This window comes from Thalassovita autumnalis, from assembly GCF_001458255.1.
Lineage (GTDB): Bacteria > Pseudomonadota > Alphaproteobacteria > Rhodobacterales > Rhodobacteraceae > Thalassobius > Thalassobius autumnalis.
On the sequence record NZ_CYSB01000029.1, the window covers coordinates 142,587 to 166,559 of the forward strand.

A 23,973-nucleotide genomic window follows, 5' to 3' on the forward strand; every position below is an offset into this window, starting at 1 on the left:
TTGGGATCAGTCCTTCACCGCATGCAGCGGCGCCGCGCCTTCACCTTCCAGCACGGCGTCCAGCCCAATCTCCAGTTTCTCACGCACACGGTCGGGCGAGATATCGGTGGGCACGTCATCAGGATCGATGAACGACAGGGCGCGTTTCCACTGGAACTCAGCTTCACGATGGCGGCCGACAGCCCAGAGCACATCACCCAAGTGGTCATTCACCACAGGATCAACGGCCATCAGTTCCGCGGCGCGTTCCATATGCGGCACCGCCTCTTCATAGCGGCCGAGGCGGTAGAGCACCCAACCCAGCGAATCGACGATGTAGCCGCTGTTTGGACGGGCAGCGACCGCGCGTTCGATCATATCCAGCGCTTCGTCCAGCTTGATGCGTTTTTCCACCAGCGAATAGCCCAGATAGTTCAGCACCTGCGGGTGATCCGGGTTCAGCTCCAGTGCTTTGCGGAAGTCGGCCTCGGCCTGTTCCCAACGGTCCAGACGTTCAAAGCTGATGGCGCGGGCGTAATAGACAAACCACTGACCGGGCTCTTCAACCTCATAAAGCGCCAGGGCCGCATCATAGGCGCGCACGGCTGCGTCAAATTCCTTGGTCTGGCGCCGCAGATCGCCCAGCGTGACATGCACCACCGGCAGATCCCCGTGGCTGGAGGCCAGGGCGGTCAGAACCTCAGCCGCTTCATCAATCCGGCCACCACGGCGCAGCGCATCCGCGCGGCCCAGTTCCGCCGCATGGAAGGACGCGTTGTCAGATCCGATCCGGCCGTAGGTTTCCACCGCCAGATCATAAAGCTGCAATTCATCCAGCAGCTGCGCCGAAAGCAGCAGCGCCTCGGTGTGGTCGGGGCGCAGGTATTCTGCAACGCGGGAATAGAGGATTGTGTAGTCACCCTCGGCCTCATTGCTCAGCGCGGCGGCGACGGTATAGTAAACCTCGGCCAGGCCATCGCGGGCGGAGGTGACGCTGTTGAAGGGCAGCGGTTTGCCCGCCTTCAGCTGCGCCTGCAGGCCCCGCAGTTCGGGATCCAGATCCTGACCAAACTGTGCCTCGATCAGCTGCAGCGCCTCGTTCCCCCGTTCCAGCTGGCTGAGGATTTCGAGATGGGCAATGACACCCCGGCGGGTGCGGTTGAGACCGGCAACGGCGGGATCGGCAAAGATCGCCTCGGCCGCCTCATAGTCACCGACAAGCGCCAGCGCCAAGGCCTTGTGGAAGTTGGCAAAACCGCCCAGACCGCGTTCTTCTGCAACCAGATCAAACGCTGTCATTGCATCCGACACATCGCCCTGACCCATCAAGGCCCAGGCCCGCACCAGACCGTCAATCAGCGGACCAACACCTTTCCCCTCATCATCGCGGGTGATCAGAGTGGCAAAGTCCTCTTTGGCGGCGGCATCTGCCATCAGCACCATATTGGCGATCTGGCTGGCCAGCCCTTCGGCATCGAGACGGCGCGCGATTGGCACGCCGCGATCCAACCGACCCAGCGCCAGTTGCGCGTGGGTGGCGGATTCCAGCAGCTGCGGGTTGCCCGGATCACGGGCCAAGGCGCGGGTGTAGTAATCCGCTGCGGCTTCGAAATCGGCGGTCATCCCTGCATGGCGCGCGGCGAGGTAAGCCCCGGCCAGTCCCTGTGCCTGCGCCGCGAATGGCGCCAATCCCATGACTGCAGCCAGAATGAGTCCCGATACCGTTTTGCGCATGAATACCTGCCCGTTTGATGCCTGTTTCAAAGGTTAAATTAACGACCCTGCGGATAAAGGCAAACAGAAGCCTTAGGATCTGTCGGTTGCGTGAACAGGGCGTTAACTCAGCGCGCGATTTGCCAGCCCCCCGCAAGCGTCCTAGATGTGACGCAGCACGGAGGGATCTGATGACCACGGGACATGTTTACATCGCAACCAGCCTTGATGGGTTCGTTGCGCGCGAAGACAACAACTTGGATTGGCTGATGAAACAGCCCCAGCCCGATGTTGATGAGGATGGCGGCTACAACAGCTTCTTCAGCGGCATGGATGGGCTGGTGATGGGGTCAGGCAGTTTTCGCACCGTCGCCAGTTTTGGCGATTGGCCCTACACCAAACCCGTCGTGGTGATGAGCCAGACCATGACCGATGCCGATATTCGCGACGATTTGCAGCATAAGGTCCGAATCACCCGGAAAGACCCCACCGCCTTGATGGAGGAGCTGGAGGCTGAGGGCTGGGCGCGCGCCTATATCGATGGGGGACAGGTCATTCAAAGCTTCCTGCGGGCCGGGTTGATCGAGGATTTGATCCTGACGCAAATCCCGATCCTGCTGGGCCGTGGCAAACCCCTTTTCGGGCCGCTGGATCAGGATGTGGATCTTGAACTTGTGCGCAGCCTGACCCTCAGCAGCGGCTTGTTGCAGGTGCATTACCGGGTGAAATCCTGACCGGAATGCAAAAGGGCGACCCAATGGGCCGCCCTTGATCTGGGTGGTGATCGAAGGGATCACATGTTCGGATAGTTTGGCCCTTCGCCCCCCTGCGGGCAGGCCCAGGTGATGTTCTGGGCGGGGTCTTTGATGTCACAGGTTTTGCAGTGAACGCAGTTCTGGAAGTTCACCACAAACTCTTTTTTGCCGTCCTTCTCAACCACCTCATAGACGCCGGCCGGGCAGTAACGCTGCGCCGGTTCATCATACATCGGCAGGTTATTCCCAATCGGAACGGTGTCATCGGCCAGACGCAGATGCGGCGGCTGGGTTTCTTCGTGGTTGGTGAAGGAGAAGCTGACGTTGGTCAGACGGTCAAAGCTGAGCGTGCCATCAGGCTTGGGGTAGTCAATCGGCTTATGCACCGAGGCCGGTTCGGTGGCTGCGGCGTCAGTCTTCCCGTGCTTCAGCGTCCCAAACAGCGAGAAGCCACCGGTCAGGGTCTGGAACCACATGTCAAAACCACCCAGCGTCAGCGAGGCGGTGAGGCCGAACTTGGACCACAGCGGTTTCACGTTGCGGACCTTTTTCAGGTCTTTGCCGATGGCGCCTTTGCGCACCTCGGTTTCATAATCATGCAGCTCATCGCTGGAGCGGCCCGCCTTGATCGCGTTATTTGCCGCCTCAGCCGCCGCGATGCCCGAGAGCATGGCGTTGTGGTTGCCCTTGATGCGCGGCACGTTAACCATGCCGACCGAACAGCCCAAGAGCGCGACGCCGGGCGCCACCATCTGCGGCATCGACTGATAGCCGCCTTCGGAAATCGCACGCGCACCATAGGCCACACGTTTGCCGCCCTTCAGCAGCTCAGCGATCATCGGATGATGCTTGAAGCGCTGGAATTCCATGTAGGGGAACAGATGCGGGTTCTTGTAGTTCAGGTGAACCACGAAGCCGACGTAGACCTGATTGTTTTCCAGGTGATAAACGAAGGAACCACCACCCGCGTTTGAGCCCAGCGGCCACCCCATGGTGTGGGTGACGGTGCCCTCTTTGTGTTTGGCCGGATCAATCTCCCAGATCTCTTTCATGCCGACGCCAAACTTCTGCGGCTCTTTGCCATCCGACAGGCCGTAGCGTTCGATCACCTCTTTGGAGAGCGACCCGCGCACACCTTCGGACAGGAAGACGTATTTGCCGTGCAGCTCCATGCCCGGCTCATAGCTGGGACCATGGGTGCCGTCAGCGTTTTTGCCGAACTCACCTGCAACCACCCCTTTGACGGTGCCCTGCTCGCCATAAACCAGTTCCGAACACGCCATGCCCGGGAAAATCTCAACGCCCAGTTCTTCGGCCTGCTCCGCCATCCAGCGGCAGACGTTGCCCATGGAGACGATGTAGTTGCCGTGGTTATTCATCAGGGGCGGCATCGGGAAATTCGGGATGCGCACTTCGCCGGCTTCGCCCAGCATGTAGAAGTTATCTTCGGTCACCGGAACGTTCAGCGGTGCGCCTTTTTCTTTCCAGTCCGGGATCAGCTTATCCAGACCGCAAGGATCCAACACAGCACCCGACAGGATATGCGCGCCAACCTCGGAGCCTTTTTCCAGAACAACAACGTCCAGATCGGCATCCAGTTGTTTCAGACGGATCGCGGCGGACAGACCGGCAGGGCCTGCACCTACGATGACAACGTCATATTCCATTGCTTCCCGTTCGATTTCCGACATGGGTGGCCCTCCTTGGATGCGGCGCGAAACTTTATTTCGCCCGTGGTTACCGCGCTGCAGCATTGTTCGTCAATTGCGACGACACGTTAAATCGTCACAACCGCCTGGTGGGGTGCTGTTTCCGGCCTTTTACCAGCTGTTTACGGCCCGTTTTCTGACCTGACGGGAAAATCCATTTGGAATCGTCCTCAATCCTGCGCTGGTGGGCGCGTTGCCACCTCATCCCCCAGGAGGTAGCGCGGGCCATTGCCCTTCTCATGGGCTTTGTCCTCATCGTTATAAAGCGCGCAGGCCTTCATCGACAGGCAGCCGCAGCCGATACAGCCATCCAGCTTGTCGCGCATCCGTTCCAATGCTGCGATGCGGCTGTCCAGCTCCTCACGGAACTCTTCCGAGATCTGGCGCCAGTCGGCGGCGTTGGGTGTGCGGCGATCCGGCAGACGCTGCATCACCTCGCGGATCCGCGCGATGGAGAAGCCAAATTTCTGCGCGATCATCACAAAAGACAGCCGCCGGATGTCCGATCGTTCAAACCGCCGCTGCCCGCCGGCATTGCGCCACGGATGCACCAGCCCTTCGGATTCGTAAAACCGAATTGCCGAGACGGCGAGGCCGGTGCGTTCCGCCAATGCCCCGATCGATAGCCCGGATCGTAGGCGTAACCGATTGTTTTGCGTCATTTCTTATCCCTTGACCTAAAGTGTACTTCAGAAACTAGCCTGCAAGAGACTGATAAATCAACAAATGAAAGGAAATTATCATGAATGTCAGCCTTGAACACGCCAACGTCACCGTGTCCGATCCGCAGAAAACAGCCCAATGGCTAGGCCAGGTTTTTGGCTGGAAAATCCGCTGGGAAGGGGCGGCCATCAATGGCGGCTACACCATCCATGTCGGCAATGAGACCTCATACCTTGCGCTTTACACCCCCGGTGATACGGCCAAAGACGGCCATGACAACAGCTATACCGTCCGTGGTGGGCTGAACCATCTGGCCGTGGTTGTCGATGATCTGGATGGGGTCGAGGATCGCGTCAAAGCCGCAGGTTTCACCACGGGCAACCACGGCGATTACGAACCCGGCAGGCGGTTCTACTTCCACGATTCCGATGGCATTGAATTCGAAGTTGTCAGCTACGCCGCCTGATCTGCACCGGGCTTACACTGGGCCTAAACCGCGCCCAAACGGCACAAATTTGCCAACCGAATGCCCGGCTGCCCTTGCATTTCGCCCCCGGTTTGGGTCAGGTATTTACCAAGCAACAATAACAAGGCGGCGGGTCGCAATCCGACCCGCCGCCCCTTCTCATGGAAAAGGGGCCCATGGAAAAGATACCGATGACCCACGGCGGGTTTGCAGCGCTGGAAACCGAGCTGAAGCACCTGAAATCTGTCGAGCGCCCGACCATCATCAAAGCCATCGCCGAAGCGCGTGAGCTGGGCGATCTGTCGGAAAACGCCGAATACCATTCGGCGCGCGAAAAACAGAGCTTCATCGAAGGGCGCATCAAAGAGCTGGAAGGCGTTATTTCGCTGGCGGATGTAATTGATCCCACCTCGCTTTCGGGGGCCATCAAGTTTGGCGCCACCGTCACCTTGGTGGATGAAGACACCGATGAAGAGAAGGTCTGGCAAATTGTTGGCGAATACGAAGCCAACATTGAAAAGGGCCTGTTGAACATCAAATCACCCATCGCCCGTGCCCTGATCGGCAAAGAAGACGGCGACAGCGTTGAGGTCCGCACCCCCGGTGGCATGCGCTCCTACGAAGTGCTGAAAATCGAATACATCTGATCCCATCAGACAAAAACAGGTCGCGGCAATGACCGGCAAACGCAGTAACCCAACCCCTATGGGCCTTTATGACAAGCCAAGCCAGGCGCGGATCACCGGTGTCGAACTGGTCGCTATTGCGCTGAGCGTGATCTGGGTTCTGGGGGCGGGCTGGTTCTTTGTCACATTGCCGCAACCCGAAGCCCCGGCAGAGCCTGACAGCCTACGGTTCCTGATGACGCTATTGGTGGTGTTCCTTCCCGTGGCGATGATCTGGGTCGGGGCAACGGCGGCGCGGTCCAGCCGGGTGATGCGCGAAGAAAGCGCCCGCCTGCAGGCCGCCATTGATGCCATCCGCCACGCCTATGTGGCGCAGGCGCAGGGCAATACCCCGCAGACCGAGGCAACGGTTGCGAAAAAGCTGGAAGAAATTGCAGAAGCACAGCGCAAGACGGAAACTGCGCTGGCAACCTTCACCTCCTCGCGGGACCGCGAGGTGCTGCGCCCAAGTCAACCCGCCCCTGAAGCACCTGAGGAAGATCAGGGCGACCTGCCGCTGGGCACCCCGGCCGAAGAGCTTTCACCGCCGCTGTCGCGCGCGACATTTGTGCGGGCGCTGAACTTCCCTGACACGGCTGAGGACGAAGAAGGGTTCGCCGCGCTGCGTCGGGCGCTGAAGGACCGCGATGCATCGCTGCTGATCCAGGCCAGCCAGGATATCCTCACGCTGCTCAGTCAGGATGGGATCTACATGGACGATCTGCGCCCTGACCTCTGCAAGCCCGAGATCTGGCGCCGTTTTGCCCAAGGCGAACGCGGACGGGTTGTGGCCAAGATCGGCGGCATTCACGACCGCAGCTCACTGGCGCTGAGCGCGGGCCGGATGAAGGAAGATCCGATTTTTCGCGACACGGCGCATCATTTCCTGCGCCGCTTTGACCGGATGTTCCAGGACTTTGAAGCCACGGCAACGGATGCCGAGATCACCGCCCTGTCGGAAACCCGCACGGCGCGGGCTTTCATGCTGTTGGGACGTGTTGCGGGCAGCTTCGATTAAGCTCAGGACGTAGCGCAGCCCCCAATGTGCCGCAATGCACAGAGCATGGGATTGCATCTGCCGTGTTGCGCCGTTACCCAGAGAAAAATAATTAACTTTGGTCAACCATGCGTTCCTCTGCCTCCCCTATCCGGCAAGGCCTGACAGACGGCCTGCCCTTCATCGCCGTGGTGATTCCCTTCGGTATGCTTTTCGGTGTGGTCTCGGCTGAGGCCGGACTTAACATGTTTGAAGCGCTCAGCTTCTCCGTTGTGGTGATCGCGGGCGCGGCCCAGTTCACCGCGCTGCAGCTGCTGACCGAACATGTGCCTACCTTTCTGGTGCTGACCTCAGCGCTGGCGGTCAATCTGCGCATGGCGATGTATTCGGCCTCCCTAACGCCGCATGTGGGCCCTGCCCCGCTGTGGCAGCGGGCGATCATTGCCTATTTCACCATCGATCAAAGCTATGCCTGCGCCATCGCCGCCTATGAGCGCAATCCGCATTGGACCACGCAGGACAAGGTGCGCTACTTCTTCGCCGCGGTCGTGATGATCTGCCCGCTGTGGTATGTGGCGACGGCTGCCGGCGCTTGGGTGGGCAGTGGCATCCCGGACGGTCTGGCGCTGGATTTTGCCGTGCCGATCACCTTCATCGCGATGACCGGCCCGATGCTGCGCACAGGCGCCCATCGTGCGGCGGCGCTGATGTCTGTGGTGCTGTCGCTGACCTTTGCCTTCCTGCCCTATAATCTGGGCCTGCTGGTCGCCGGTTTGGGTGCAATGATCACCGGGGCACAGGTTGAGCTGTGGCTGGAACGCCGCACCGGAACCACCCCCCCCACCCCGCAGGAGGCCAAGTGATGACCGAGATTTCATCTACCGCGCTTTGGACCGTGATCATCGGCCTTGGGCTAGGCAGTTTTGCGCTGCGCTTTGTCTTTATCGGGCTGATCGGCGATCGTCAGATGCCGGAATGGGCGCTGCGCCACCTGCGCTATACGGCCGTGGCGATCCTGCCGGGTCTTGTGGCCCCGCTGGTCGTCTGGCCCCCTGCCACCGGCGGCAGCTTTGATCTGCCACGGGTTCTGGCCGGCATTGTAACGCTTGCGGTGGGCTATGTGACCAAGAATGTGCTCGCCGCGATTGTTGCAGGCGCCGCAACGCTTTACGCGCTGCTGTACCTTCTGGGGTAAGCAGAACCCGATAAGAAAAACCCGGCCTGAGATCAGACCGGGCGATATCTTCAGGATGTTCTGACAGGGTTAGTGGCCGTTGGCCGCCATGTTGTCACGCACCCGTTCAGCGTCAAAGGCTTCCAGCGCTTTGAAACGGTCACCATCGTCGTATTCATAAAGCTCCGAGCGGCTGACGCCGGGGATCTGATTGAACTGTTCGGACAGGTCCTTGGGGTACCAAGTTTTCTTGATCCCTTCGAAGCCGGGCAGCTTTGCCAGCAGCTCAGACGTGGAATTGGCGCAATAGGCGTCCGGCACCTCACCGCGCGCAAGCGCCAGCTGCAGCGCCTGTTCGGCCACCTCGGCGCTGACATCCAGTTCCTGTACCACGACATGGTAGGTCTGGCGGGCGTGGAACCGGGTGTAGATGTCGGCCAGGCGAGGGGTGACGTTGTAGACAACATCATCCCGGGTCACGATCCCACCTTTGCGGAACGACCCGGCCGGATCAAAGATCACCCGCTGCGAGCCGTTGATCATCAGCGAGGTATGCGCGCCGCGGCCCGTCCGGTTGTTGATCATGGTGAAAAGGGTCAGACGCGGCGGCCCGTCGTGTTGATAGACCGAGGCCGCCAGCACCTCGTCCGAAATGGGGGGATCCTGTTTCACCACACAGGCCGACAGCATCGATACTGCAGCCATCGCAAGCATCACATTACGCATCGCGGTCCCCCACTCGGGTTTGCCCGGACCTTTGCAGATCAGGGCCGGATCAAAGCTTAGGCGTTTACCAGAGCCATGAAGATCAGGATGGCGATGATTGCCACAACCGACCATTTGGTGAAGTTGATGAAGCCCTCATAGGTCTTTTCCTGAACTTCGATGTCCATTTCACCATGCTTGTGCTCAGCCATAGTCACGTCCTTTTGTTGGCTTGATATTTCGCTGTTCAACGCTGATTAGCGGATTTTTCAACGGGTGTCACCACGACAGATGCGCCCATTTTCACAGACGCCTCCTGACGCTTAGCCTTTCTCAAGATCCGCCGCCAGACGGAAGCCGATACGATTGGGCTCAGGTGCTTCAGGCTGCTTCTGCAGGGCGCGCAGGATGACGCTCAGCTGGCTGACATGCTGCACCAGCTGGGTTTTGGTGCCCGCCTCATCAGATCCGTAGAAGGTCACGATATCAGGGTCGAAATACCCCATGCCTTCGATCCGCAGGACACCGGCATTGCTGCCGGCGAACCCCATGGCGACCTCATGGTTCTGATCCAGGGTCTGTTCAAAGTTCTGGATGTAGAGGATCAGGCGCTCATAGGCCCATTGGGCCGCGCTTTTCTGCTGCACCGGCGTTGCGGCAACAGCGGCAGGGACAGCGCGATCCACTTTGGCTGCGGGGGCATCGGGATCGGCATGCACCTCATGGCGGCGCGGCAGCGCGGTGGTTTCATGAACCTCAGCCGAGGTGCGGATTTCGTCGTCCATCGCGCGTTCCTTCCCTTTCAGGGCGAGGAGAGGCGGTTATGGCGCCTTACGCTGCCACAGCCAGGCCCCATCCGCCCGTCTTTCGCGTGTTACCTCACCTGTGTGATGCAGATGGTTAAGATGCGCAACCGCTTCGACCATCGCCAGCCCGTAAGTGCCGCCATCAATGCTGCGTTTGAACAGCGGCGGAAAACACTCCACCGCGGTGCGTGGCTTTTCCAGATGCTGTAACAGGCGGCGCAATCCGCCGTGGTGATTTTCAATCAGCTGATGCATGCGCAGTGGCAGCCCGGTGAAGGGTGTTTTATGGCCACCCAGCACCAGATGATCCTCGCGCGCGAGGGGTTGCAGGCGCAGGCAGCTTTCCAGCCACTCACCCAAGGGATCGGCCTCAGGCTCTGTCGGGTGGACACCGATGTTGGGGCTGATCGAGGGCAGGATCTGATCGCCCGAGATCACCAGATTGTCATCACGCGACCAGAGCGTCAGATGCTCGGGCGCGTGGCCATTCCCGATATGGACGTCCCAATCGCGCCCGCCAGCCCGAATCACATCGCCCTGACGGACCCGCGTGTAGCCCACAGGCAGCGGGTGGCTGATGTCGGCAAAGTTGAACGGCCGTTCGTTCAGACGTTTCTGCATGACCTCTTCGGACATGCCGGCGCTGCGCCAATAGGCGATCGCCTGTTTTGTCGGCTCAGCCTCCTCATCCAGGATCAGCATCCGCGCCGTCAGAAAGGCGGTGCGGGTGGTCAGCAGCTCGGCATCAAAACGGTCGCGGAACCAGCCCACGGCACCAACATGGTCGGGGTGGTGATGGGTCAGGATCACCCGCCCCACCGGTTTCCCACCCAACGCACCGGCCAGCAGATTTTCCCAGATCGCGACCGAACGTTTGGAATAGACGCCTGCATCCACAATCGTCCAGTGATCGCCTTCGTCCAGCGCGTAGATATTGACGTGATCCAACGCCATGGGCAGGGGCATTCGGATCCACAGAACCCCTTCGGCCACCTCTAGGGCGCTGCCGTTTTCCGGGGCCTCAAAAGGATAACGCAGCCCGTTAAGGGCTGCGCGTTCCGATTTGGTATCCAAGCTCATGCTTCCAGTTCTTCCAGACTGAAGGCGTAGAGGTCATCGGCCCCAGCGCGTGCATGTTCCAGATAAGAGACATGCTGCGGCAGCAGACGGCGGATGTAGAACCGCGCCAGTTTCGACCGTGGGCCTTCGCCGCCCTCAGCCAGCGCGGCCTTCATATGGTAATAGGCGCCCAGCACCCGGCCAAAGGCCATCAGGAAGGGCACGGAGCCAGCAAAACGGGTGTTCATATCGGTCTGGCTGACCAGCCATTCCACTGCTTCGCGCAGCGACTCGCAGGCCTGCCAGACAGGCTCGGCCAGCTCCGGCATGGCGGCGCGGGCGGCTTCCACCTCGGCCTCAATCTCATCCAGCAGGACGTTGGCGGCTTCGCCCCCGTCCATCATCTTGCGGCCCACAAGGTCCATCGCCTGAATGCCGTTGGTGCCCTCATAGATCGCAGTGATGCGCACATCGCGGCTGAACTGGGCCGCGCCGGTTTCTTCGATGAAGCCCATGCCGCCGTGGACCTGAACACCCTGCTCGGCCACATCGATGCCCACTTCGGTGGCGAAGGATTTGGCGATTGGGGTCAACAGGGCTGCGCGTGCCTTCCATTCCGGCGTGCCGGTGGCGGTGGCCATGTCCAAGGCGATGGCGCAAGACATCACGATCGAACGCGCCGCGGAGGTATCGGCCTTCATGCCAATCAGCATCCGGCGCACATCAGCGTGGTTCACGATCGGGCCGAACTGCTGACGCTCTTTGGCGTAATCCAGCGCCTTCTGATAGGCGGCTTCGGCAATACCAACCCCTTGCGAGGCCACACCAAGACGGGCGTTGTTCATCATGGTGAACATCGCAGCCATGCCTTTGTGTTCTTCGCCGACAAGCCAGCCCTTGGCGCCGTCAAACTGCATCACCGCTGTGGGTGAGCCGTGGATGCCAAGCTTATGTTCCAGGCTGACCACCTTCAGGTCATTGGCCACTCCGGGGTTGCCGTTTTCATCCAGCAGATATTTCGGAACCATGAACAGGCTGATGCCTTTCGTGCCTTTCACGCCGTCAGGCAAACGGGCCAGCACCAGATGACAGACGTTGCCGCCAAAATCATGATCACCCCAGGTGATAAAGATCTTCTGACCCGAAATTGCATAGGTGCCATCGCCGTTTGGCTCGGCCTTGGATTTCAGCGCGCCCACATCGGAGCCTGCGCCCGGCTCGGTCAGGTTCATGGTGCCGGTCCATTCACCGCTGATCAGCTTGGGCAGATAGCGCTCTTTCAGCTCGTCCGAGGCGTGATGTTCCAGCGCCTCGACCTGGCCCTGCGTCAGCAGCGGGCACAGCCCCAGCGCCATGTTGGAGGACGACATCATTTCGTTGAACGCAGTGGTATAGGCAATCGGCAGCCCCATGCCGCCCTGCGCTTCCGGGCCAGAAACAGCGACCCAGCCGCCCTCGGCGATGGCTTCAAAGGCTTCCTTGAACCCGGGTGAGGTGCGCACCACACCGTTTTCCAATTTGGCCGGGGTCAGATCACCATCACGCGCGGTGGGGTAGATCACCTCTTCACACAGTTTGCCCATGCCATCGAGCACAGCATCAGACAGGTCGGCGCTGACCTCGGCAAAACGCTCGGTCGCGCGCAGCTGCTCGACCGGGGCAACATTGTCGAAGATGAATCGGATATCTTCCACCTGGGCACGGTAGCTCATTGGTATTCCTCCTGGCTGCGGCTTGGATTCGGGAGGGGCCGCATGTATGCATTTGATTTGCGGGGCAACCTAGGCGGAAGCCCCCCGTCCACTCAATCAAAACGCGGCGTCATAGATCATGAGCACCCCAATGAGCCCTCTTGAGACCGAGCATTTGGCCCCAGATCATGCTGGCGTGGCCCGTGCGGCCGCTTTGTTGAACGCTGGCGGGCTGATCGCCATGCCAACGGAGACAGTCTATGGCCTGGCCGCAGATGCGCGCAATGATCTGGCTGTGGCGCGAATTTTTGAGGCCAAGGGACGCCCCCGCTTCAACCCGTTGATCGTGCATGTTGCGGATGCTGAGGCGGCGAAACGTTACGTCATCTGGTCCGATCTGGCGGATCAGCTGGCACAAGCCTTCTGGCCCGGTGCGCTGACGCTGGTGCTGCCCCTGCGCGACGACAGCGGCCTGTCGCCTTTGGTGACCGCTGACCTGCCGACCCTGGCCGTGCGGGTGCCAGCCCATCCACTGGCGCATCAGTTGCTGGCCAGGTTTGACGGCCCATTAGCGGCCCCTTCGGCCAACCCATCTGGCAAGATCAGCCCCACCACAGCCGAACACGTCAACGCCGGGCTGAACGGCCGGATCGAAGGTATACTGGACGGCGGCGCCTGCCCGGTTGGGGTGGAATCCACCATCCTTGGCCTGTTTGACGAACCTATCCTGCTGCGCCCCGGCGGTCTGCCGCAGGAGGCGATCGAGGCCTGCCTTGGCGGTCCTGTGAAGCTGCATCAATCCGGTGATCCGTTGATCGCGCCGGGGCAGATGACATCGCATTACGCCCCCGGCGCCACGGTCCGGTTAAACGCAACCGATGTTGCGGCGGATGAGCTGTTGTTGGGATTTGGCAAGGTTGACTGCGCGCTGAACCTATCCGAGGCGGGCGATCTGACCGAGGCGGCGGCGAACCTGTTTCACCACCTGCATGCGCTGGATGCCCAAGGCCCGCGCGGCATCGCCGTCTCCCCCATCCCTGAGGTTGGGTTGGGCCGTGCGATCAACGACCGGCTGCGCCGGGCCGCCGCGCCGCGCTAAAAGTACATTTCCTGAGGTCAGTAGATCAGGCGTGCCCCGCATCCGCGGAGAGCAGCAGCGCATCCACGCCAATGCTTTGCAGCGCAGCCTCCCACTTGGCGTCATCGGCGGTGGTGAACACCAGCTCAGAACTGGCCGCGCAGGTCAACCAGCCGTTGTGAGAAATCTCATCCTCTAGCTGGCCCGGCCCCCAGCCGGAGTAGCCCAGGGCAACAATGGCGTTTTTCGGCCCCTCACCGGCGGCCAGATCCTCCAGCACATCCAGCGTTGCGGTCAGGCCAAAGCGGCCAGAGACATCCAGAGTGTTCAGCGCCGAGCGGTAGTCGCGCCCGTGCAGCACAAAGCCACGCCCGGTTTCAACCGGCCCGCCAAAATGCACCCCTAACTCAGGCGCGCCCTCCACCGGGGTGATTTTGACCTGCTCCAGCAGATCGGCCAGTGCCACGTCTTCGGTGGGTTTGTTGATGATCAGCCCCATGGCCCCATCTTCGGAATGGGCACAGATCAACACCACAGCATGTTCAAAACGGGTGTCCCCCATGCCTGGCATTGCAATCAACAACTGTCCGGTGAGATCCATCTGGGCTTTACTCCTCTGATAGTATGAGAATAGGCAGCGCATGGGCTAAGGTCCAGAATGGCAGGTGAAAAAAGCCGCTGTCACAATTCAATCTCTGGAATGTGAGTTGGCAAACGACCGATTCTGCCGCAAACCGTTGCCTATGAGAAAGACCCGTTTGTTCCCCTTTTTCGCTGGTATGGCGCTGAGCCTGAGCTGCAGCGCCGCGGCCTTGGCCGAAAGCTGGCAGCCGGACATGGCGCAGTTGACCGTGTTGCCCGGCTGGACGCGCGATGACGGCAGCCGTGTGGCGGCGCTGCAGATCGATCTGGCTGCGGGCTGGAAAACCTACTGGCGCGCGCCCGGTGATGCTGGGATCCCGCCGATGTTTGAACTGTCTGGCAGCCGCAATCTGGCCGCGATGACACCGCATTGGCCAACGCCCGAGGTGTTCAGCCAGAACGGCATGCGCTCGGTCGGGTATCAACGTTCCCTCTTGCTGCCGGTGTTGCTCAGGCCTTCGCAGACGGGTGAAACGATCCGGCTCAAAGGGCGTTTGATGATGGGGGTGTGCCGCGACGTCTGCGTGCCGGCGGAACTGTCGATCAACGTGGAACTGCCCCCTTCGGTCAGCGGCCCCGATCCCCGAATTGAGGCCGCGCTGCGCGATCGCCCGATGCCCGCGGCTGAGGCCGGTCTACGTACCGCCCATTGTCACCTGCGCCCAACCGCTGACGGCATGGCCCTGCGGGCCGAGTTGCAGCTGCCCGATACTGGCGGGCAGGAATATGCGGTGGTTGAAGTAGGCGACCCGCTGGTCTGGGTGGCCGAGGCCAATATTTCGCGCCACGGCAATATGCTGACGGTGGAAACCGAGATGATGCATGTGGAGGGCGACGCGCTGGCACTGGACCGCTCCACCCTGCGGTTTACTGTCCTAGGTCAAAACCGGGCGGTGGATGTGCAGGGCTGCGTCGCGGGATAACCACAGATCCATTGAGATAGAAAAGGCGGGCCAGGGCCCGCCTTTTTTCGTTAAGCATTTGCACGTCGTCTGAGCGCGATCCTAAGGCTAGCTGCTATGTAGAGCAGCAGCACCAGAACCACCGCAAGCGACAGGAACAACACTAGGGCAACCGGCAGCGCGGGAAGCTCCGCAAGCGCTGGCGCGGCCTGCAGGATTTGCGGTGCCACCGTGTCATAAATCGCCACATGGCCCAATGTCGGAACCAGCCAAAGCGCCAGCGCAGCCAGAGCCGCCGCAAATGGCATGCGTAGCGGTTTGGCCTTCACCGCATGCCGCAGGGCCGAAAACTGCCGCCCGATGTCCTGCTGTGCAGCAATCACCGCCGGGACAACCAGAAGCACCAGCACCATGCCAAAGCCCAAACCATAAACCAGCGTAATCACTGTCGGCCGCAGGAACTGCGCCTGACTGGAACTTTCATACAGCAGCGGTGCAAGCCCCAGCACCGTGGTCAGCGTCGTCAACATCACCGGACGCAGACGGTCCGACGCCCCATCCAGGATCGACGGCAGCAACCCGCGATCTTTGGCGTAATCATCAATGGTGGTCACCAGAACAATCGAGTCGTTGATGATGATCCCCGTCATCCCCAAGAGCCCCACGACCGAGAACATAGAGAGCGGCACATCCCAGATGTAATGCCCCCAGATCGCCCCGACGAGGCCGAAGGGAATGACCGCCATAACCACCAATGGCCGGGTCCAGCTGGCAAAGACCCACGCCAGAACCAGATAGATACCGGTCAGACACAGGATCAGACCTGTGCGCGCCTCATTAAGGAAGCTTTCTTCCTGCTCGGCCAAACCTGACAGGCGAAACTCAACCTGACGCTCGCTGGCGATGGTCGGCAGGATTTCGGTTTCCAGCGCGGTTGAGATGGCTTCGGCCCGGACCGGATCATCCTCAGATATATCGCCGGTGACCGAGATCAGCCGGATGCCGTTTTCCCGCCGCACGGTTGAGAACCCGCTTCGTGAGGTGACCGTGACCAGATCCGACAGCGGCGCGTAAACGCCGGTTGGGCTGCGCATCTGGCTGCGGTCCAGGAAATCGGCGGTCAGCTCATCTTCGGGCAGTTCAACGCGAATGGCGGCGCTACGTGGCCCATCGGGGAAGGTTGCAGCCTCAATCCCGTTCAGACGGTTGCGCAGCACACGGCCCAGCCCGTCAATGGTAAAACCAAGCGCCTGTCCCTGTGCGGTCAATTCAAGGATCAGCTCTTCCTTGTCGTAGGCCAGATTATCCTCAACCGCTGACACCTCGGGATATTCCGCCAAGGCCGTTTGCAGATCCTCACTGGCCTGTTTCAGAACCTCAGCCGTTGCGCCGTAGAACTGAACGTCCAGCGAATCCCCGCCCGGCCCCGACCGCCAGCCACGGAAGCTGAGGGTTTCGGCCAGCGGGTGTTTGCGCACCTCATCCTGCAGTTCGGCCACAAAGGCAAAACTGGAATAGGGGCTGCCGTCCTGCTTCAGGCGCAGGTCCGCATCGATCAGCTCAATGGAAATCGCCCCCAAGAGGTCTGCATCTTTGCTGTCCGCGCCGCTGAGGCCGCGGCCGGCGTTGCCACCCACCTCAGTGATGACATAATCCACCGGCTCCCAACCGTATTGCTGCTGCAATCGCTGGTTCACCGCCTCGGTTGCGCGCTGCATTTCCTTCATCATCGCGATGGAATCGTCGCGCGTGGCGCCCTCCAGCATGGCAAAGTTGCCGGTGACCGAACTGCGCTCGGGCGCGTTGAAGAACCGCCAGGTGACATCGCCCTTCAGGAACAGCGCCGCCTGCGACGCAAGCAGGACAACCGCCAGCGCCAGCACCGGGTAGCGCGCCCAGATCACAAACCGCATGAACGGGCGGAACGCATGATCCCGCATCCAGCGGAACCCGCGGTTCACCACCCGGCTGGGCCAATCGTACCAATGGTCCTTAGACTGATGCTTCAGCGCATGGGCCATGTGGTTGGGCAGGATCAGGAAACACTCCACCAGGGAGGCCGCCAGAACGGCGATCACCGTAAAGGGAATATCCGCAATCAGATCGCCAAACCGGCCAGAGATCGCAGTCAGACCAAAGAAGGCAATGATGGTGGTCAGCGTCGCTGCGAAAACCGGCATCGCCATGCGGCGGGCGGCGTTTTCTGCAGCCTCCACCGGGCTGTCGCCAAATTTTCGCAGACGGGCATCGGCATGTTCACCGACCACAATGGCGTCATCCACAACGATCCCAAGGGTGATGATCAGCGCAAAGAGCGAGATCATGTTGATCGTCAATCCGCCCACATACATCAGCGTCACCGCCCCCAGCATTGCAACCGGGATCCCCGCCGCCACCCAGAAGGCGGTGCGCGCATTGAGGAACAGGAACAGCAGCAGAACCACCAGCCCCAGCCCCATCAAACCGTTGTCCAACAGCAGGTTCAAACGGCCCGAGATGGCCTCGGCCCGGGTGCGGATCAGATCGATGGAAACGCCATCCGGCAGGGTCGCGTTCAGCGCCTCTGCCACGTCTTCGACCTGATATTGCATTCGGATCGCATCGCCGGTTGCCGTTCGGTCCACCCGGACAGAAACCGCCGGATTGTCGCCGACAAAATAGCTGCGCGCCCGGTCTGGACCCAGTTGAGACACCGTCGCCACGTCGCCGACAGTCAAATTGGAACCATCCTCATTGGTGCGAAGAACGATCTGTTCAATCTCATCCGGGGTGCGTTTGGCCACGCCGGTGCGCACACGCGCATTGGCCCCGGCCACATCGCCTGCGGGATCGGCATCCACCTCTTGTGCAATCGCATCAGAAATCTGCGCCATTGTCACGTCATGAGCGATCAGCTTCAGCGAAGGCACTTCAACCAGCACCTCGGTCGCGACAACGCCGCGAATGGTGGTGCGCGTCACACCTTCGGCAAAAAGCCGGGTCACGAACTCATCGGCAAACAGGCCCAGCTGACGCGGTTCCACCGGGCCGGTGATGACCACATCGGTCACCCGGTCCCGCCATGCCCCCCGGCGCACGTTTGGGTCTTCGGCGTCTTCGGGCAAGGTGGTGATCGCATCAACGGCCGATTGCACATCATCGGCAGCGCGGGCCATGTCCCAGCCCGGCTCAAACTCCAGATTGACGCTGGCACGCCCTTCGCGGCTGGTGCTGGAGGAGCTTTCGACGCCTTCAACCGCCAGCAAGGCGGGTTCCAAGACCTGCACAATGGCGGCGTCCACGTCTTCGGCCCCTGCCCCATCCCATGTGACTGAGACAGAGACATCATCAACCACAACATCAGGGAAGAACTGCGCCCGCATCTGCGGCACCACCGCCATGCCCAGCACCAAAAGCACCACCAGCAACAGGTTGGCGACGGTTTTGTGGCGGGTGAAATAGGACAGGATGCCGCCCGCCGCCGATGGGATTTCGCGCACCATGGCTTAGCTCCCCATCCGGTCTTCGAGGCGTTGCACCATCTGGGTTGGCACCTGTTCTTCTTTCAGGGCGTTCAGGATGCGTTCCTTGGCGTCGGCGGGCATCCGTTTGTTGGCTTCGACAAAGGCAACCAGCTTGGCGCGGCGTTCTGCGGACAGGGTAACGGTCTGCGGTTCATCTGTCGCCGCCTCTGCCCCGGCCGGGTTCAGCGGGCGCACTTTGATCCCGGCCCCCAACAAGGGCGTGCGTTCCTTGACCACCTGACGCCCGGCAAGGCCGCGCGCGCGTACCAAAACGTCATCGCCTTGACGCCGTAGCAGTGTGACCTCCATGGCCTCAAGCCGGTCACCTTCGCCGATAACCAACACACGGCCATCGCTGCCAAGTGCCTTGGACGGCAGCTGAACCACACGATCCAGAGGCGGCTCTTCCACTGCGACGGTCACAAAGTCACCAGGTTTCATGCCGCGCGGGCTGTCGAGGGTCGCGAAAATCAAACGGCCGCTTTGGCCTTCGGCCACCGCTGCACTGTCACGGCTAAGCTGCCCTTTGGTCGACAGGTCGATGCCGCTCACATCCAGTGAGACCTCAACCGGGGCCGGACGCAGACGGCCGGCGTCATCCAGCAGGCGCGCGTATTGCGCGGTGGAGACGCGGAAGGCCACCTCCAGCGTTTGCCCATCCACCAGCTGTGCCAATTGTTCATTGGTGCTGACCAGCCCGCCGGCCACAACCGAAACATCCGAAAGCGTGCCGTCAAATTCTGCCCGGAGCACCGTGTCATCCAAGTTCCGTTGTGCTTCGTCCCGGGCAATTGTGGCGCGGGCCAGACCTGTGGCGGCCTTGTCCACGCGGGCTTCAGCCTGGGCCAGCGACTGGCGGCGGGTGACCACGGATTGACGCGCCGACGCAGCGGCGAGTTCCGCGGTTTCCACGGCTGTATCGGTGACCACACCGCGGGCCTGCAGCCCCTGTTGCCGCTCAAACGCTTTTTGGCGCAGGGCCGCCTGTTCCTGCGCTGCGGTCAAATCCGCCTGGGCCAGTTCCAGCGCGCGGTCGGCATCGCGGGTTTCGGCCTCACTGTCCTGCAAATCCGCCTGCGCGCGATCCAAGGCGGCCTGCGCGTCCACCGGATCGATCCGCAACAACATCTGCCCGGCCGACACAACGCCGCCTTCGGTCATGTTATCGGCCAGTTCCACCACCGGGCCTGAAACGGCCGCACGCAACACGAGGGCGCGGCGGCTTTCGATCTGGCCATAGGCCTGCAGGGTCGGCGAAACGGTTTGGGGTTCAGCAGTGAGAACAGATACAGCAAAGACGCGTTCGCGGCCCTGACCACGGCGATTGTCCTGTCCCAGGCTGTCTTCGACGGCGCCCCGCACCAGCGTTACGGCGTAAAATAACAGGCCGATGGTGACGGCCATGAGGAAAAGCCCAGTAAGGCTTTGTCGCAGAAAACGCATGTCTCTTCCCTTGCGCACAACGTGTTGGGCCCTGCCAGATAGGTAAATCCCGATCCGACAAAGCCAAGTCTAGGTACTGATACGAGGGAAAATTTTATTTCCGTCGCTGATGTTCGTCTAAACGTGGAAAAATTTCCACGAAGTTGCAGGGACGGTGGCGATAGTCCAGTTGCAGCGCCAGAATTTCGTCCCATGCATCCTTGCAGGCGCCGGGACTGCCGGGCAGCGCAAAGAGGTAGGTGCCACCTGCAACCCCGCCCGTGGCGCGGCTTTGCACGGCGGAGGTGCCAATCTTCTGCATCGAGACGATGGTGAAGACGGTGCCAAATGCCTCAATCTCTTTTTCATAGACGTCGCGATGGGCTTCGACGGTCACATCGCGACCGGTCAGACCGGTGCCACCGGTGGAAATGATAACATCCACCTCCGGGTCGGCGATCCAGGCCCGCAGCTGATCTGCAATTTCACCCCGTTCGTCGCGAATGATCTTACGGTCTGCCACGATGTGGCCCGCGCCTTCGATCCGGCCGACCAGCGTATCGCCCGAGCGATCCTCACTCAGATCGCGAGTGTCCGATACCGTCAGCACGGCAATCCGCACCGCAATGAACTCTTTGCTTTCGTCGATACGCGACATCTCTTTACCCTCGTTCCAACAGGGCAAGGCGCAGTGCCAGCCCGGCAAAAATTCCTGCGCTCACGCGGCCCAGCCAACGGGCAAAGCCCGGGCTTTGCGTCAGGCGGCGGCCAATGCCACCCGCGAAAACCCCGACCAGCCCATTCACGATAAAGCCCCCCAGCGCCAGCACCGCGCCAAATATCAGAAACTGCATCAAAACCGCCCCGCGTGCGGGATCCACGAACTGAGGTACGAAGGCCAGCACAAAGAGGATCACTTTGGGGTTGGTGAGGTTCACCAGCAGCCCTTCCTTAAAAGCGCGCAGGGCTGGGGCGGGCGCGGCGGTGGCATCCAGCGGGCCCTGCCGCAGCGATTGCCAAGCCAGAAACAGCAGGTAGGCCACGCCGATCCAGCGGATCACATCAAAGGCCCAGGGCAGCGCCGCAATCAGCGCCGACAGTCCCAGACCAGCCAAGGCGGCATGCACAAAGGCGCCCACGGAAATACCGGCGCTGGCCGCAACTGCAGGCCGCGCGCCCGAGCGCAGGCCCTGCCCAAGGCAAAACATCATATCGGCCCCCGGCGTCAGGTTCAGCGCCAGAGCCGCAGGCACAAAGGCCAGTAGGACAATCGGATCAACACTCATAGGGCATCCAGTTTGGCGCGCAGGAACAGCAGATCGGCCCAGGCATCACGTTTGGCATTGGGGTTTCGCATCAGCCGTTCCGGGTTCATCATCGGCAATGCAGGGATGGCTGGCCCGCCGGCCACCTGCACCTCAGCCCATTGTCCGCGCAGACGCGAGATGCCCCGTTTGGCCAGCAACGCCTGACAGGGCAGGTTGCCCATCAGCACCATGACCTCAGGTTTCTGCAGGGCGATGTGGCGTTCCAGAAACGGTTTCATCATCGCCACCTCAGCGGGGGAGGCATCGCGGTTGGTTGGCCCGCGCCATGGCAAGACGGTGGTCAAATAGGCCCCGCTTGCACCGTCGCCACTTCGGGACAGGTTAATTGCGGCCAGCATCTTATCCAGCAATGCGCCGGTGCGCCCCGCGAAAGGGCGGCCTTCCCGGTCTTCATCGCGGCCCGGCGCTTCACCGATCACCATCACCCGGGCGTCCACGCTGCCTTGGGACAGGATCAACTGGCGGGCCGCCTGTTTCAGCTCGCAATGCTCAAAACCTTCAAGCGCGGCGCGCAGCCCTGCCAGATCCTGCGCTGCCGCGGCCAGTTTCTTGGCATCGGCGACAGGATCTACTTTAGGTTTTGCGACCGGCGTGGGTGGGCGGCGTTTGCCATCAGGCCCGGCAGGAGCCTGTTTTGGCTGGCTTTGCTGCAATTCATAGCGGTTAACCGGTGCTTCAGACAGCACCTCATCGGCCCCCAGCTCAATCTGCCAGTCCAGCATGGCCAGAGCCACATGATAGTCGAGTGCCGATTCCACCTGTTCCATGCCGCCAAGCTATCCTGCCGAGCGGACAGGGAAAAGGGCGATCATTTCTGGCCGATTTTTGGCTCTTCGCCTTTGCGCAGGCGGGAAATATTGGCGCGGTGCGTCCAGAAGATCAGCAGCGTTAGCGCAGCGCCCATAAACATCATGTCGCCATGCCCAAAAAGCACCATCCAGAAGGTCGAGGCCGCCGCAGCCACCAGCGCCGACAGCGAGGAAATGCGCCCGATCACCGCCGCCACCAGCCAGGTCGCGCAGGAGGCCAGACCCACAGGCCATGCAAGGGCCAACAACAGGCCAAGGAAGGTTGCAACCCCTTTGCCACCTTTGAATTTCAGCCAGACCGGGAAACAATGCCCGATGAAGGCTGCTAAACCGGCCAGTTGCGCCGCATCTTCGCCTGCAAAGGCGCGCGCCAGCAGAACGGCCACAGCCGCTTTGCCGCCATCCAGGATCAGTGTCAGCGCCGCCGCCTTTTTGCTGCCGGTGCGCAGGACATTGGTCGCGCCGATGTTGCCCGAACCGATGTCGCGCAGATTGCCCAGCCCCATCACAGCCGCCAGCACCATCCCAAACGGAATGGAGCCCAGCAGGTAACCAATCACCCCCCAGAGGCCCAGGGTCGGAACAGAGGACAGGATTTCAGGCATTTACAGTTCTCCGAAGACAGGTTTGCCGTTCACAATTGTTGCCAGCACCTTGCCCTGCAACCGCTGCCCGTCAAAGGGGGTATTTTTCGATTTCGACTGCAGTTTGAACCGATCCATCACAAATGGCGCATCCGGGTCAAACAAAACCAGATCCGCCGGTGCGCCGTTTGACAGACGCCCGGCGGCCAGACCCAGACGGTTTGCCGGGTTCAGCGCCATGGCGCGCCACAGCTGCGGCAGCGTCAGATCGCCCGAGTGATAGAGCCGCAAAACCGCAGGCAGGAAGGTTTCCAGCCCCACCGCGCCGCTGGCGGCTTCTTCAAACGGCAGGCGTTTGCTTTCCTCATCCTGGGGGGTGTGGAAGGAGCTGATCACGTCAATCAACCCGTGACGCAATGCCTCTACGATGGCCAGACGATCGTCCTCAGCCCGCAAGGGCGGCTTCACCTTGAAGAAGGTGCGGTAATCAGCGACGTCAAATTCATTCAGCGTCAGATGGTGGATTGAGGTGCCCGCCGTCACATCCAGACCGTTGTTTTTCGCCCGTTCCAGCGCCGGCAACGCCCGCGCGGTGGTGATCTGGTCAAAATGGTACTTCGCGCCGGTCATCTCCAGCAGGGCGATGTCACGATCAAGCCCCATCCGCTCTGCCATGGCAGAGACAGCCGGCAAGCCACGCAAGGAAGCAAACTTGCCCGAGGTGACTGCCGCGCCTTTTGACAGGATCGGTTCCTGCGGATGCCCCAGCACCAGCGCGCCCAGTGATTTGGCGTAAGACAGCGCGCGGGTCAGAACCTTGGTATCGGTGACCACATGATCGCAATCGGTGAAGGCTACGGCGCCAGCATCCTGCAGAAACCCGATTTCGGTCATTTCCCGGCCTGCACGGTCCTTGGTCAGCGCAGCCATTGGCACCACATTAACCGGGGCTGCCTCCTGCGCGCGGCGGGTGACGAATTCCAGCGTTTCGGGATTGTCGATGGTCGGTGAGGTGTCTGGGCGGGTCACGATGGTGGTGACGCCCCCGGCTGCAGCAGCCAATCCGGCCGAGCGGAAGCTTTCCTTGTGCCGCTCACCCGGTTCACAGACCTTAACGCCAATGTCCACGATGCCCGGCGCCAGGTATTTGCCCTGCCCGTCAACCACCTGCGCCCCATCGGGCACCGCCAGTTCCTGACCGTGACCGGCAATGACGCCGTCCTTCACCAACAGGGTGCCAAGAACCACATTGCCTGCCTCAGGATCCACAAGGTGCACATTGGTGAACAAGATCGTGGTCATGGGAAATCCTTCCTCTGAGGC

24 protein-coding genes are annotated in these 23,973 nt (G+C 61.1%); 8 read left to right on the top strand and 16 right to left on the bottom strand.

The window, feature by feature from the left end; translation table 11 throughout:
- Positions 1 to 6: 6 nt before the first annotated feature.
- Positions 7 to 1,713, bottom strand: coding sequence for a tetratricopeptide repeat protein (locus TL5118_RS11030; protein ID WP_058245060.1), 1,707 nt, complete (start codon positions 1,711 to 1,713; stop codon positions 7 to 9).
- Between the two features lie 170 nt (positions 1,714 to 1,883).
- Here TL5118_RS11030 and TL5118_RS11035 point away from each other — a divergent pair, with 170 nt between their 5' ends.
- Positions 1,884 to 2,426, top strand: coding sequence for a dihydrofolate reductase family protein (locus tag TL5118_RS11035; protein ID WP_058245061.1), 543 nt, complete (start codon positions 1,884 to 1,886; stop codon positions 2,424 to 2,426).
- Positions 2,427 to 2,485: 59 nt separating this feature from the next.
- On the opposite strand, the gene TL5118_RS11040 is transcribed toward TL5118_RS11035, so the two are convergent.
- Both TL5118_RS11040 and soxR read right to left on the bottom strand, forming a co-directional pair.
- Positions 2,486 to 4,138 carry an electron transfer flavoprotein-ubiquinone oxidoreductase gene (locus tag TL5118_RS11040; protein ID WP_058245062.1) on the bottom strand — a complete coding sequence of 551 codons (1,653 nt, stop codon included), beginning with the start codon at positions 4,136 to 4,138 and terminating at the stop codon, positions 2,486 to 2,488.
- A gap of 188 nt (positions 4,139 to 4,326) precedes the next feature.
- Positions 4,327 to 4,818 (bottom strand): redox-sensitive transcriptional activator SoxR, encoded by a 492-nt coding sequence (gene soxR / locus TL5118_RS11045; protein ID WP_058245063.1) that lies wholly within the window; start codon positions 4,816 to 4,818, stop codon positions 4,327 to 4,329.
- Positions 4,819 to 4,898: 80 nt separating this feature from the next.
- Here soxR and TL5118_RS11050 point away from each other — a divergent pair, with 80 nt between their 5' ends.
- The 5 genes from TL5118_RS11050 (at position 4,899) to TL5118_RS11070 (ending at position 8,142) form a co-directional block, all read left to right on the top strand.
- Positions 4,899 to 5,285, top strand: coding sequence for a VOC family protein (locus tag TL5118_RS11050; protein WP_058245064.1), 387 nt, complete (start codon positions 4,899 to 4,901; stop codon positions 5,283 to 5,285).
- 176 nt (positions 5,286 to 5,461) lie between these two features.
- Positions 5,462 to 5,932 (top strand): transcription elongation factor GreA, encoded by a 471-nt coding sequence (greA, locus tag TL5118_RS11055; RefSeq protein WP_058245065.1) that lies wholly within the window; start codon positions 5,462 to 5,464, stop codon positions 5,930 to 5,932.
- A gap of 28 nt (positions 5,933 to 5,960) precedes the next feature.
- Positions 5,961 to 6,968: a hypothetical protein gene (locus tag TL5118_RS11060; protein WP_058245066.1), complete on the top strand. Its 1,008-nt coding sequence runs from the start codon at positions 5,961 to 5,963 to the stop codon at positions 6,966 to 6,968.
- 107 nt (positions 6,969 to 7,075) lie between these two features.
- A complete protein-coding gene (locus TL5118_RS11065; protein WP_058245067.1) occupies positions 7,076 to 7,810 on the top strand; it encodes an AzlC family ABC transporter permease in 735 nt (244 codons plus the stop codon).
- On the top strand, positions 7,810 to 8,142 hold the full coding sequence (locus TL5118_RS11070; RefSeq protein ID WP_058245068.1) for an AzlD domain-containing protein: 333 nt from the start codon (positions 7,810 to 7,812) through the stop codon (positions 8,140 to 8,142). Before TL5118_RS11065 ends, TL5118_RS11070 begins: the two co-directional genes overlap by 1 nt.
- 69 nt (positions 8,143 to 8,211) lie before the next feature.
- Here the strand turns inward: TL5118_RS11070 and TL5118_RS11075 are convergent, their stop codons facing one another.
- The 5 genes from TL5118_RS11075 to TL5118_RS11095 form a co-directional block, all read right to left on the bottom strand.
- The gene (locus tag TL5118_RS11075) at positions 8,212 to 8,847 is read right to left on the bottom strand and encodes a hypothetical protein (protein ID WP_179945300.1); all 636 of its coding nucleotides are present in this window, start codon (positions 8,845 to 8,847) and stop codon (positions 8,212 to 8,214) included.
- Positions 8,848 to 8,903: 56 nt separating this feature from the next.
- Positions 8,904 to 9,038 carry an aa3-type cytochrome c oxidase subunit IV gene (locus TL5118_RS11080; protein ID WP_058245069.1) on the bottom strand — a complete coding sequence of 45 codons (135 nt, stop codon included), beginning with the start codon at positions 9,036 to 9,038 and terminating at the stop codon, positions 8,904 to 8,906.
- Positions 9,039 to 9,149: 111 nt separating this feature from the next.
- A complete protein-coding gene (locus TL5118_RS11085; RefSeq protein ID WP_058245070.1) occupies positions 9,150 to 9,611 on the bottom strand; it encodes a DUF6173 family protein in 462 nt (153 codons plus the stop codon).
- A gap of 36 nt (positions 9,612 to 9,647) precedes the next feature.
- The gene (locus TL5118_RS11090; protein ID WP_058245071.1) at positions 9,648 to 10,712 is read right to left on the bottom strand and encodes an MBL fold metallo-hydrolase; all 1,065 of its coding nucleotides are present in this window, start codon (positions 10,710 to 10,712) and stop codon (positions 9,648 to 9,650) included.
- Entirely contained in the window at positions 10,709 to 12,403 is a 1,695-nt protein-coding gene (locus TL5118_RS11095; protein ID WP_058260787.1) for an acyl-CoA dehydrogenase, read from the bottom strand. The genes TL5118_RS11090 and TL5118_RS11095 overlap by 4 nt, the downstream gene beginning before the upstream one ends.
- 130 nt (positions 12,404 to 12,533) lie before the next feature.
- Here TL5118_RS11095 and TL5118_RS11100 point away from each other — a divergent pair, with 130 nt between their 5' ends.
- Positions 12,534 to 13,481 (top strand): L-threonylcarbamoyladenylate synthase, encoded by a 948-nt coding sequence (locus tag TL5118_RS11100; RefSeq protein WP_058245073.1) that lies wholly within the window; start codon positions 12,534 to 12,536, stop codon positions 13,479 to 13,481.
- Between the two features lie 25 nt (positions 13,482 to 13,506).
- Here the strand turns inward: TL5118_RS11100 and TL5118_RS11105 are convergent, their stop codons facing one another.
- Positions 13,507 to 14,061 (bottom strand): YqgE/AlgH family protein, encoded by a 555-nt coding sequence (locus TL5118_RS11105; protein WP_058245074.1) that lies wholly within the window; start codon positions 14,059 to 14,061, stop codon positions 13,507 to 13,509.
- Between the two features lie 142 nt (positions 14,062 to 14,203).
- Between TL5118_RS11105 and TL5118_RS11110 the strand changes: the two genes are divergently transcribed.
- A complete protein-coding gene (locus TL5118_RS11110) occupies positions 14,204 to 15,025 on the top strand; it encodes a protein-disulfide reductase DsbD domain-containing protein (protein WP_082626422.1) in 822 nt (273 codons plus the stop codon).
- 50 nt (positions 15,026 to 15,075) lie between these two features.
- On the opposite strand, the gene TL5118_RS11115 is transcribed toward TL5118_RS11110, so the two are convergent.
- The 7 genes from TL5118_RS11115 to pyrC all read right to left on the bottom strand — a co-directional run bounded on the left by TL5118_RS11115 (position 15,076) and on the right by pyrC (position 23,952).
- A complete protein-coding gene (locus tag TL5118_RS11115) occupies positions 15,076 to 18,486 on the bottom strand; it encodes an efflux RND transporter permease subunit (protein ID WP_058245076.1) in 3,411 nt (1,136 codons plus the stop codon).
- A gap of 3 nt (positions 18,487 to 18,489) precedes the next feature.
- The gene (locus TL5118_RS11120) at positions 18,490 to 19,950 is read right to left on the bottom strand and encodes an efflux RND transporter periplasmic adaptor subunit (RefSeq protein ID WP_058245077.1); all 1,461 of its coding nucleotides are present in this window, start codon (positions 19,948 to 19,950) and stop codon (positions 18,490 to 18,492) included.
- Positions 19,951 to 20,044: 94 nt separating this feature from the next.
- On the bottom strand, positions 20,045 to 20,587 hold the full coding sequence (gene moaB, locus TL5118_RS11125; RefSeq protein ID WP_058245078.1) for a molybdenum cofactor biosynthesis protein B: 543 nt from the start codon (positions 20,585 to 20,587) through the stop codon (positions 20,045 to 20,047).
- Between the two features lie 4 nt (positions 20,588 to 20,591).
- Positions 20,592 to 21,215: a LysE family translocator gene (locus tag TL5118_RS11130; RefSeq protein ID WP_058245079.1), complete on the bottom strand. Its 624-nt coding sequence runs from the start codon at positions 21,213 to 21,215 to the stop codon at positions 20,592 to 20,594.
- The gene (locus tag TL5118_RS11135; RefSeq protein WP_179945301.1) at positions 21,212 to 22,015 is read right to left on the bottom strand and encodes a uracil-DNA glycosylase; all 804 of its coding nucleotides are present in this window, start codon (positions 22,013 to 22,015) and stop codon (positions 21,212 to 21,214) included. Before TL5118_RS11135 ends, TL5118_RS11130 begins: the two co-directional genes overlap by 4 nt.
- A gap of 50 nt (positions 22,016 to 22,065) precedes the next feature.
- On the bottom strand, positions 22,066 to 22,671 hold the full coding sequence (gene plsY, locus TL5118_RS11140) for a glycerol-3-phosphate 1-O-acyltransferase PlsY (protein ID WP_058245081.1): 606 nt from the start codon (positions 22,669 to 22,671) through the stop codon (positions 22,066 to 22,068).
- Positions 22,672 to 23,952 carry a dihydroorotase gene (gene pyrC / locus TL5118_RS11145; RefSeq protein ID WP_058245082.1) on the bottom strand — a complete coding sequence of 427 codons (1,281 nt, stop codon included), beginning with the start codon at positions 23,950 to 23,952 and terminating at the stop codon, positions 22,672 to 22,674.
- Positions 23,953 to 23,973 lie beyond the last annotated feature (21 nt).

Bases quoted from the DNA above. Each gene is read 5' to 3' on its own strand.
- TL5118_RS11030 (WP_058245060.1), bottom strand. From the start codon at position 1,713: ATGCGCAAAACGGTATCGGGACTCATTCTGGCTGCAGTCATGGGATTG.
- TL5118_RS11035 (WP_058245061.1), top strand. From the start codon at position 1,884: ATGACCACGGGACATGTTTACATCGCAACCAGCCTTGATGGGTTCGTT.
- TL5118_RS11040 (WP_058245062.1), bottom strand. From the start codon at position 4,138: ATGTCGGAAATCGAACGGGAAGCAATGGAATATGACGTTGTCATCGTA.
- soxR (WP_058245063.1), bottom strand. From the start codon at position 4,818: ATGACGCAAAACAATCGGTTACGCCTACGATCCGGGCTATCGATCGGG.
- TL5118_RS11050 (WP_058245064.1), top strand. From the start codon at position 4,899: ATGAATGTCAGCCTTGAACACGCCAACGTCACCGTGTCCGATCCGCAG.
- greA (WP_058245065.1), top strand. From the start codon at position 5,462: ATGGAAAAGATACCGATGACCCACGGCGGGTTTGCAGCGCTGGAAACC.
- TL5118_RS11060 (WP_058245066.1), top strand. From the start codon at position 5,961: ATGACCGGCAAACGCAGTAACCCAACCCCTATGGGCCTTTATGACAAG.
- TL5118_RS11065 (WP_058245067.1), top strand. From the start codon at position 7,076: ATGCGTTCCTCTGCCTCCCCTATCCGGCAAGGCCTGACAGACGGCCTG.
- TL5118_RS11070 (WP_058245068.1), top strand. From the start codon at position 7,810: ATGACCGAGATTTCATCTACCGCGCTTTGGACCGTGATCATCGGCCTT.
- TL5118_RS11075 (WP_179945300.1), bottom strand. From the start codon at position 8,847: ATGCGTAATGTGATGCTTGCGATGGCTGCAGTATCGATGCTGTCGGCC.
- TL5118_RS11080 (WP_058245069.1), bottom strand. From the start codon at position 9,038: ATGGCTGAGCACAAGCATGGTGAAATGGACATCGAAGTTCAGGAAAAG.
- TL5118_RS11085 (WP_058245070.1), bottom strand. From the start codon at position 9,611: ATGGACGACGAAATCCGCACCTCGGCTGAGGTTCATGAAACCACCGCG.
- TL5118_RS11090 (WP_058245071.1), bottom strand. From the start codon at position 10,712: ATGAGCTTGGATACCAAATCGGAACGCGCAGCCCTTAACGGGCTGCGT.
- TL5118_RS11095 (WP_058260787.1), bottom strand. From the start codon at position 12,403: ATGAGCTACCGTGCCCAGGTGGAAGATATCCGATTCATCTTCGACAAT.
- TL5118_RS11100 (WP_058245073.1), top strand. From the start codon at position 12,534: ATGAGCCCTCTTGAGACCGAGCATTTGGCCCCAGATCATGCTGGCGTG.
- TL5118_RS11105 (WP_058245074.1), bottom strand. From the start codon at position 14,061: ATGGATCTCACCGGACAGTTGTTGATTGCAATGCCAGGCATGGGGGAC.
- TL5118_RS11110 (WP_082626422.1), top strand. From the start codon at position 14,204: ATGAGAAAGACCCGTTTGTTCCCCTTTTTCGCTGGTATGGCGCTGAGC.
- TL5118_RS11115 (WP_058245076.1), bottom strand. From the start codon at position 18,486: ATGGTGCGCGAAATCCCATCGGCGGCGGGCGGCATCCTGTCCTATTTC.
- TL5118_RS11120 (WP_058245077.1), bottom strand. From the start codon at position 19,950: ATGCGTTTTCTGCGACAAAGCCTTACTGGGCTTTTCCTCATGGCCGTC.
- moaB (WP_058245078.1), bottom strand. From the start codon at position 20,587: ATGTCGCGTATCGACGAAAGCAAAGAGTTCATTGCGGTGCGGATTGCC.
- TL5118_RS11130 (WP_058245079.1), bottom strand. From the start codon at position 21,215: ATGAGTGTTGATCCGATTGTCCTACTGGCCTTTGTGCCTGCGGCTCTG.
- plsY (WP_058245081.1), bottom strand. From the start codon at position 22,671: ATGCCTGAAATCCTGTCCTCTGTTCCGACCCTGGGCCTCTGGGGGGTG.
- pyrC (WP_058245082.1), bottom strand. From the start codon at position 23,952: ATGACCACGATCTTGTTCACCAATGTGCACCTTGTGGATCCTGAGGCA.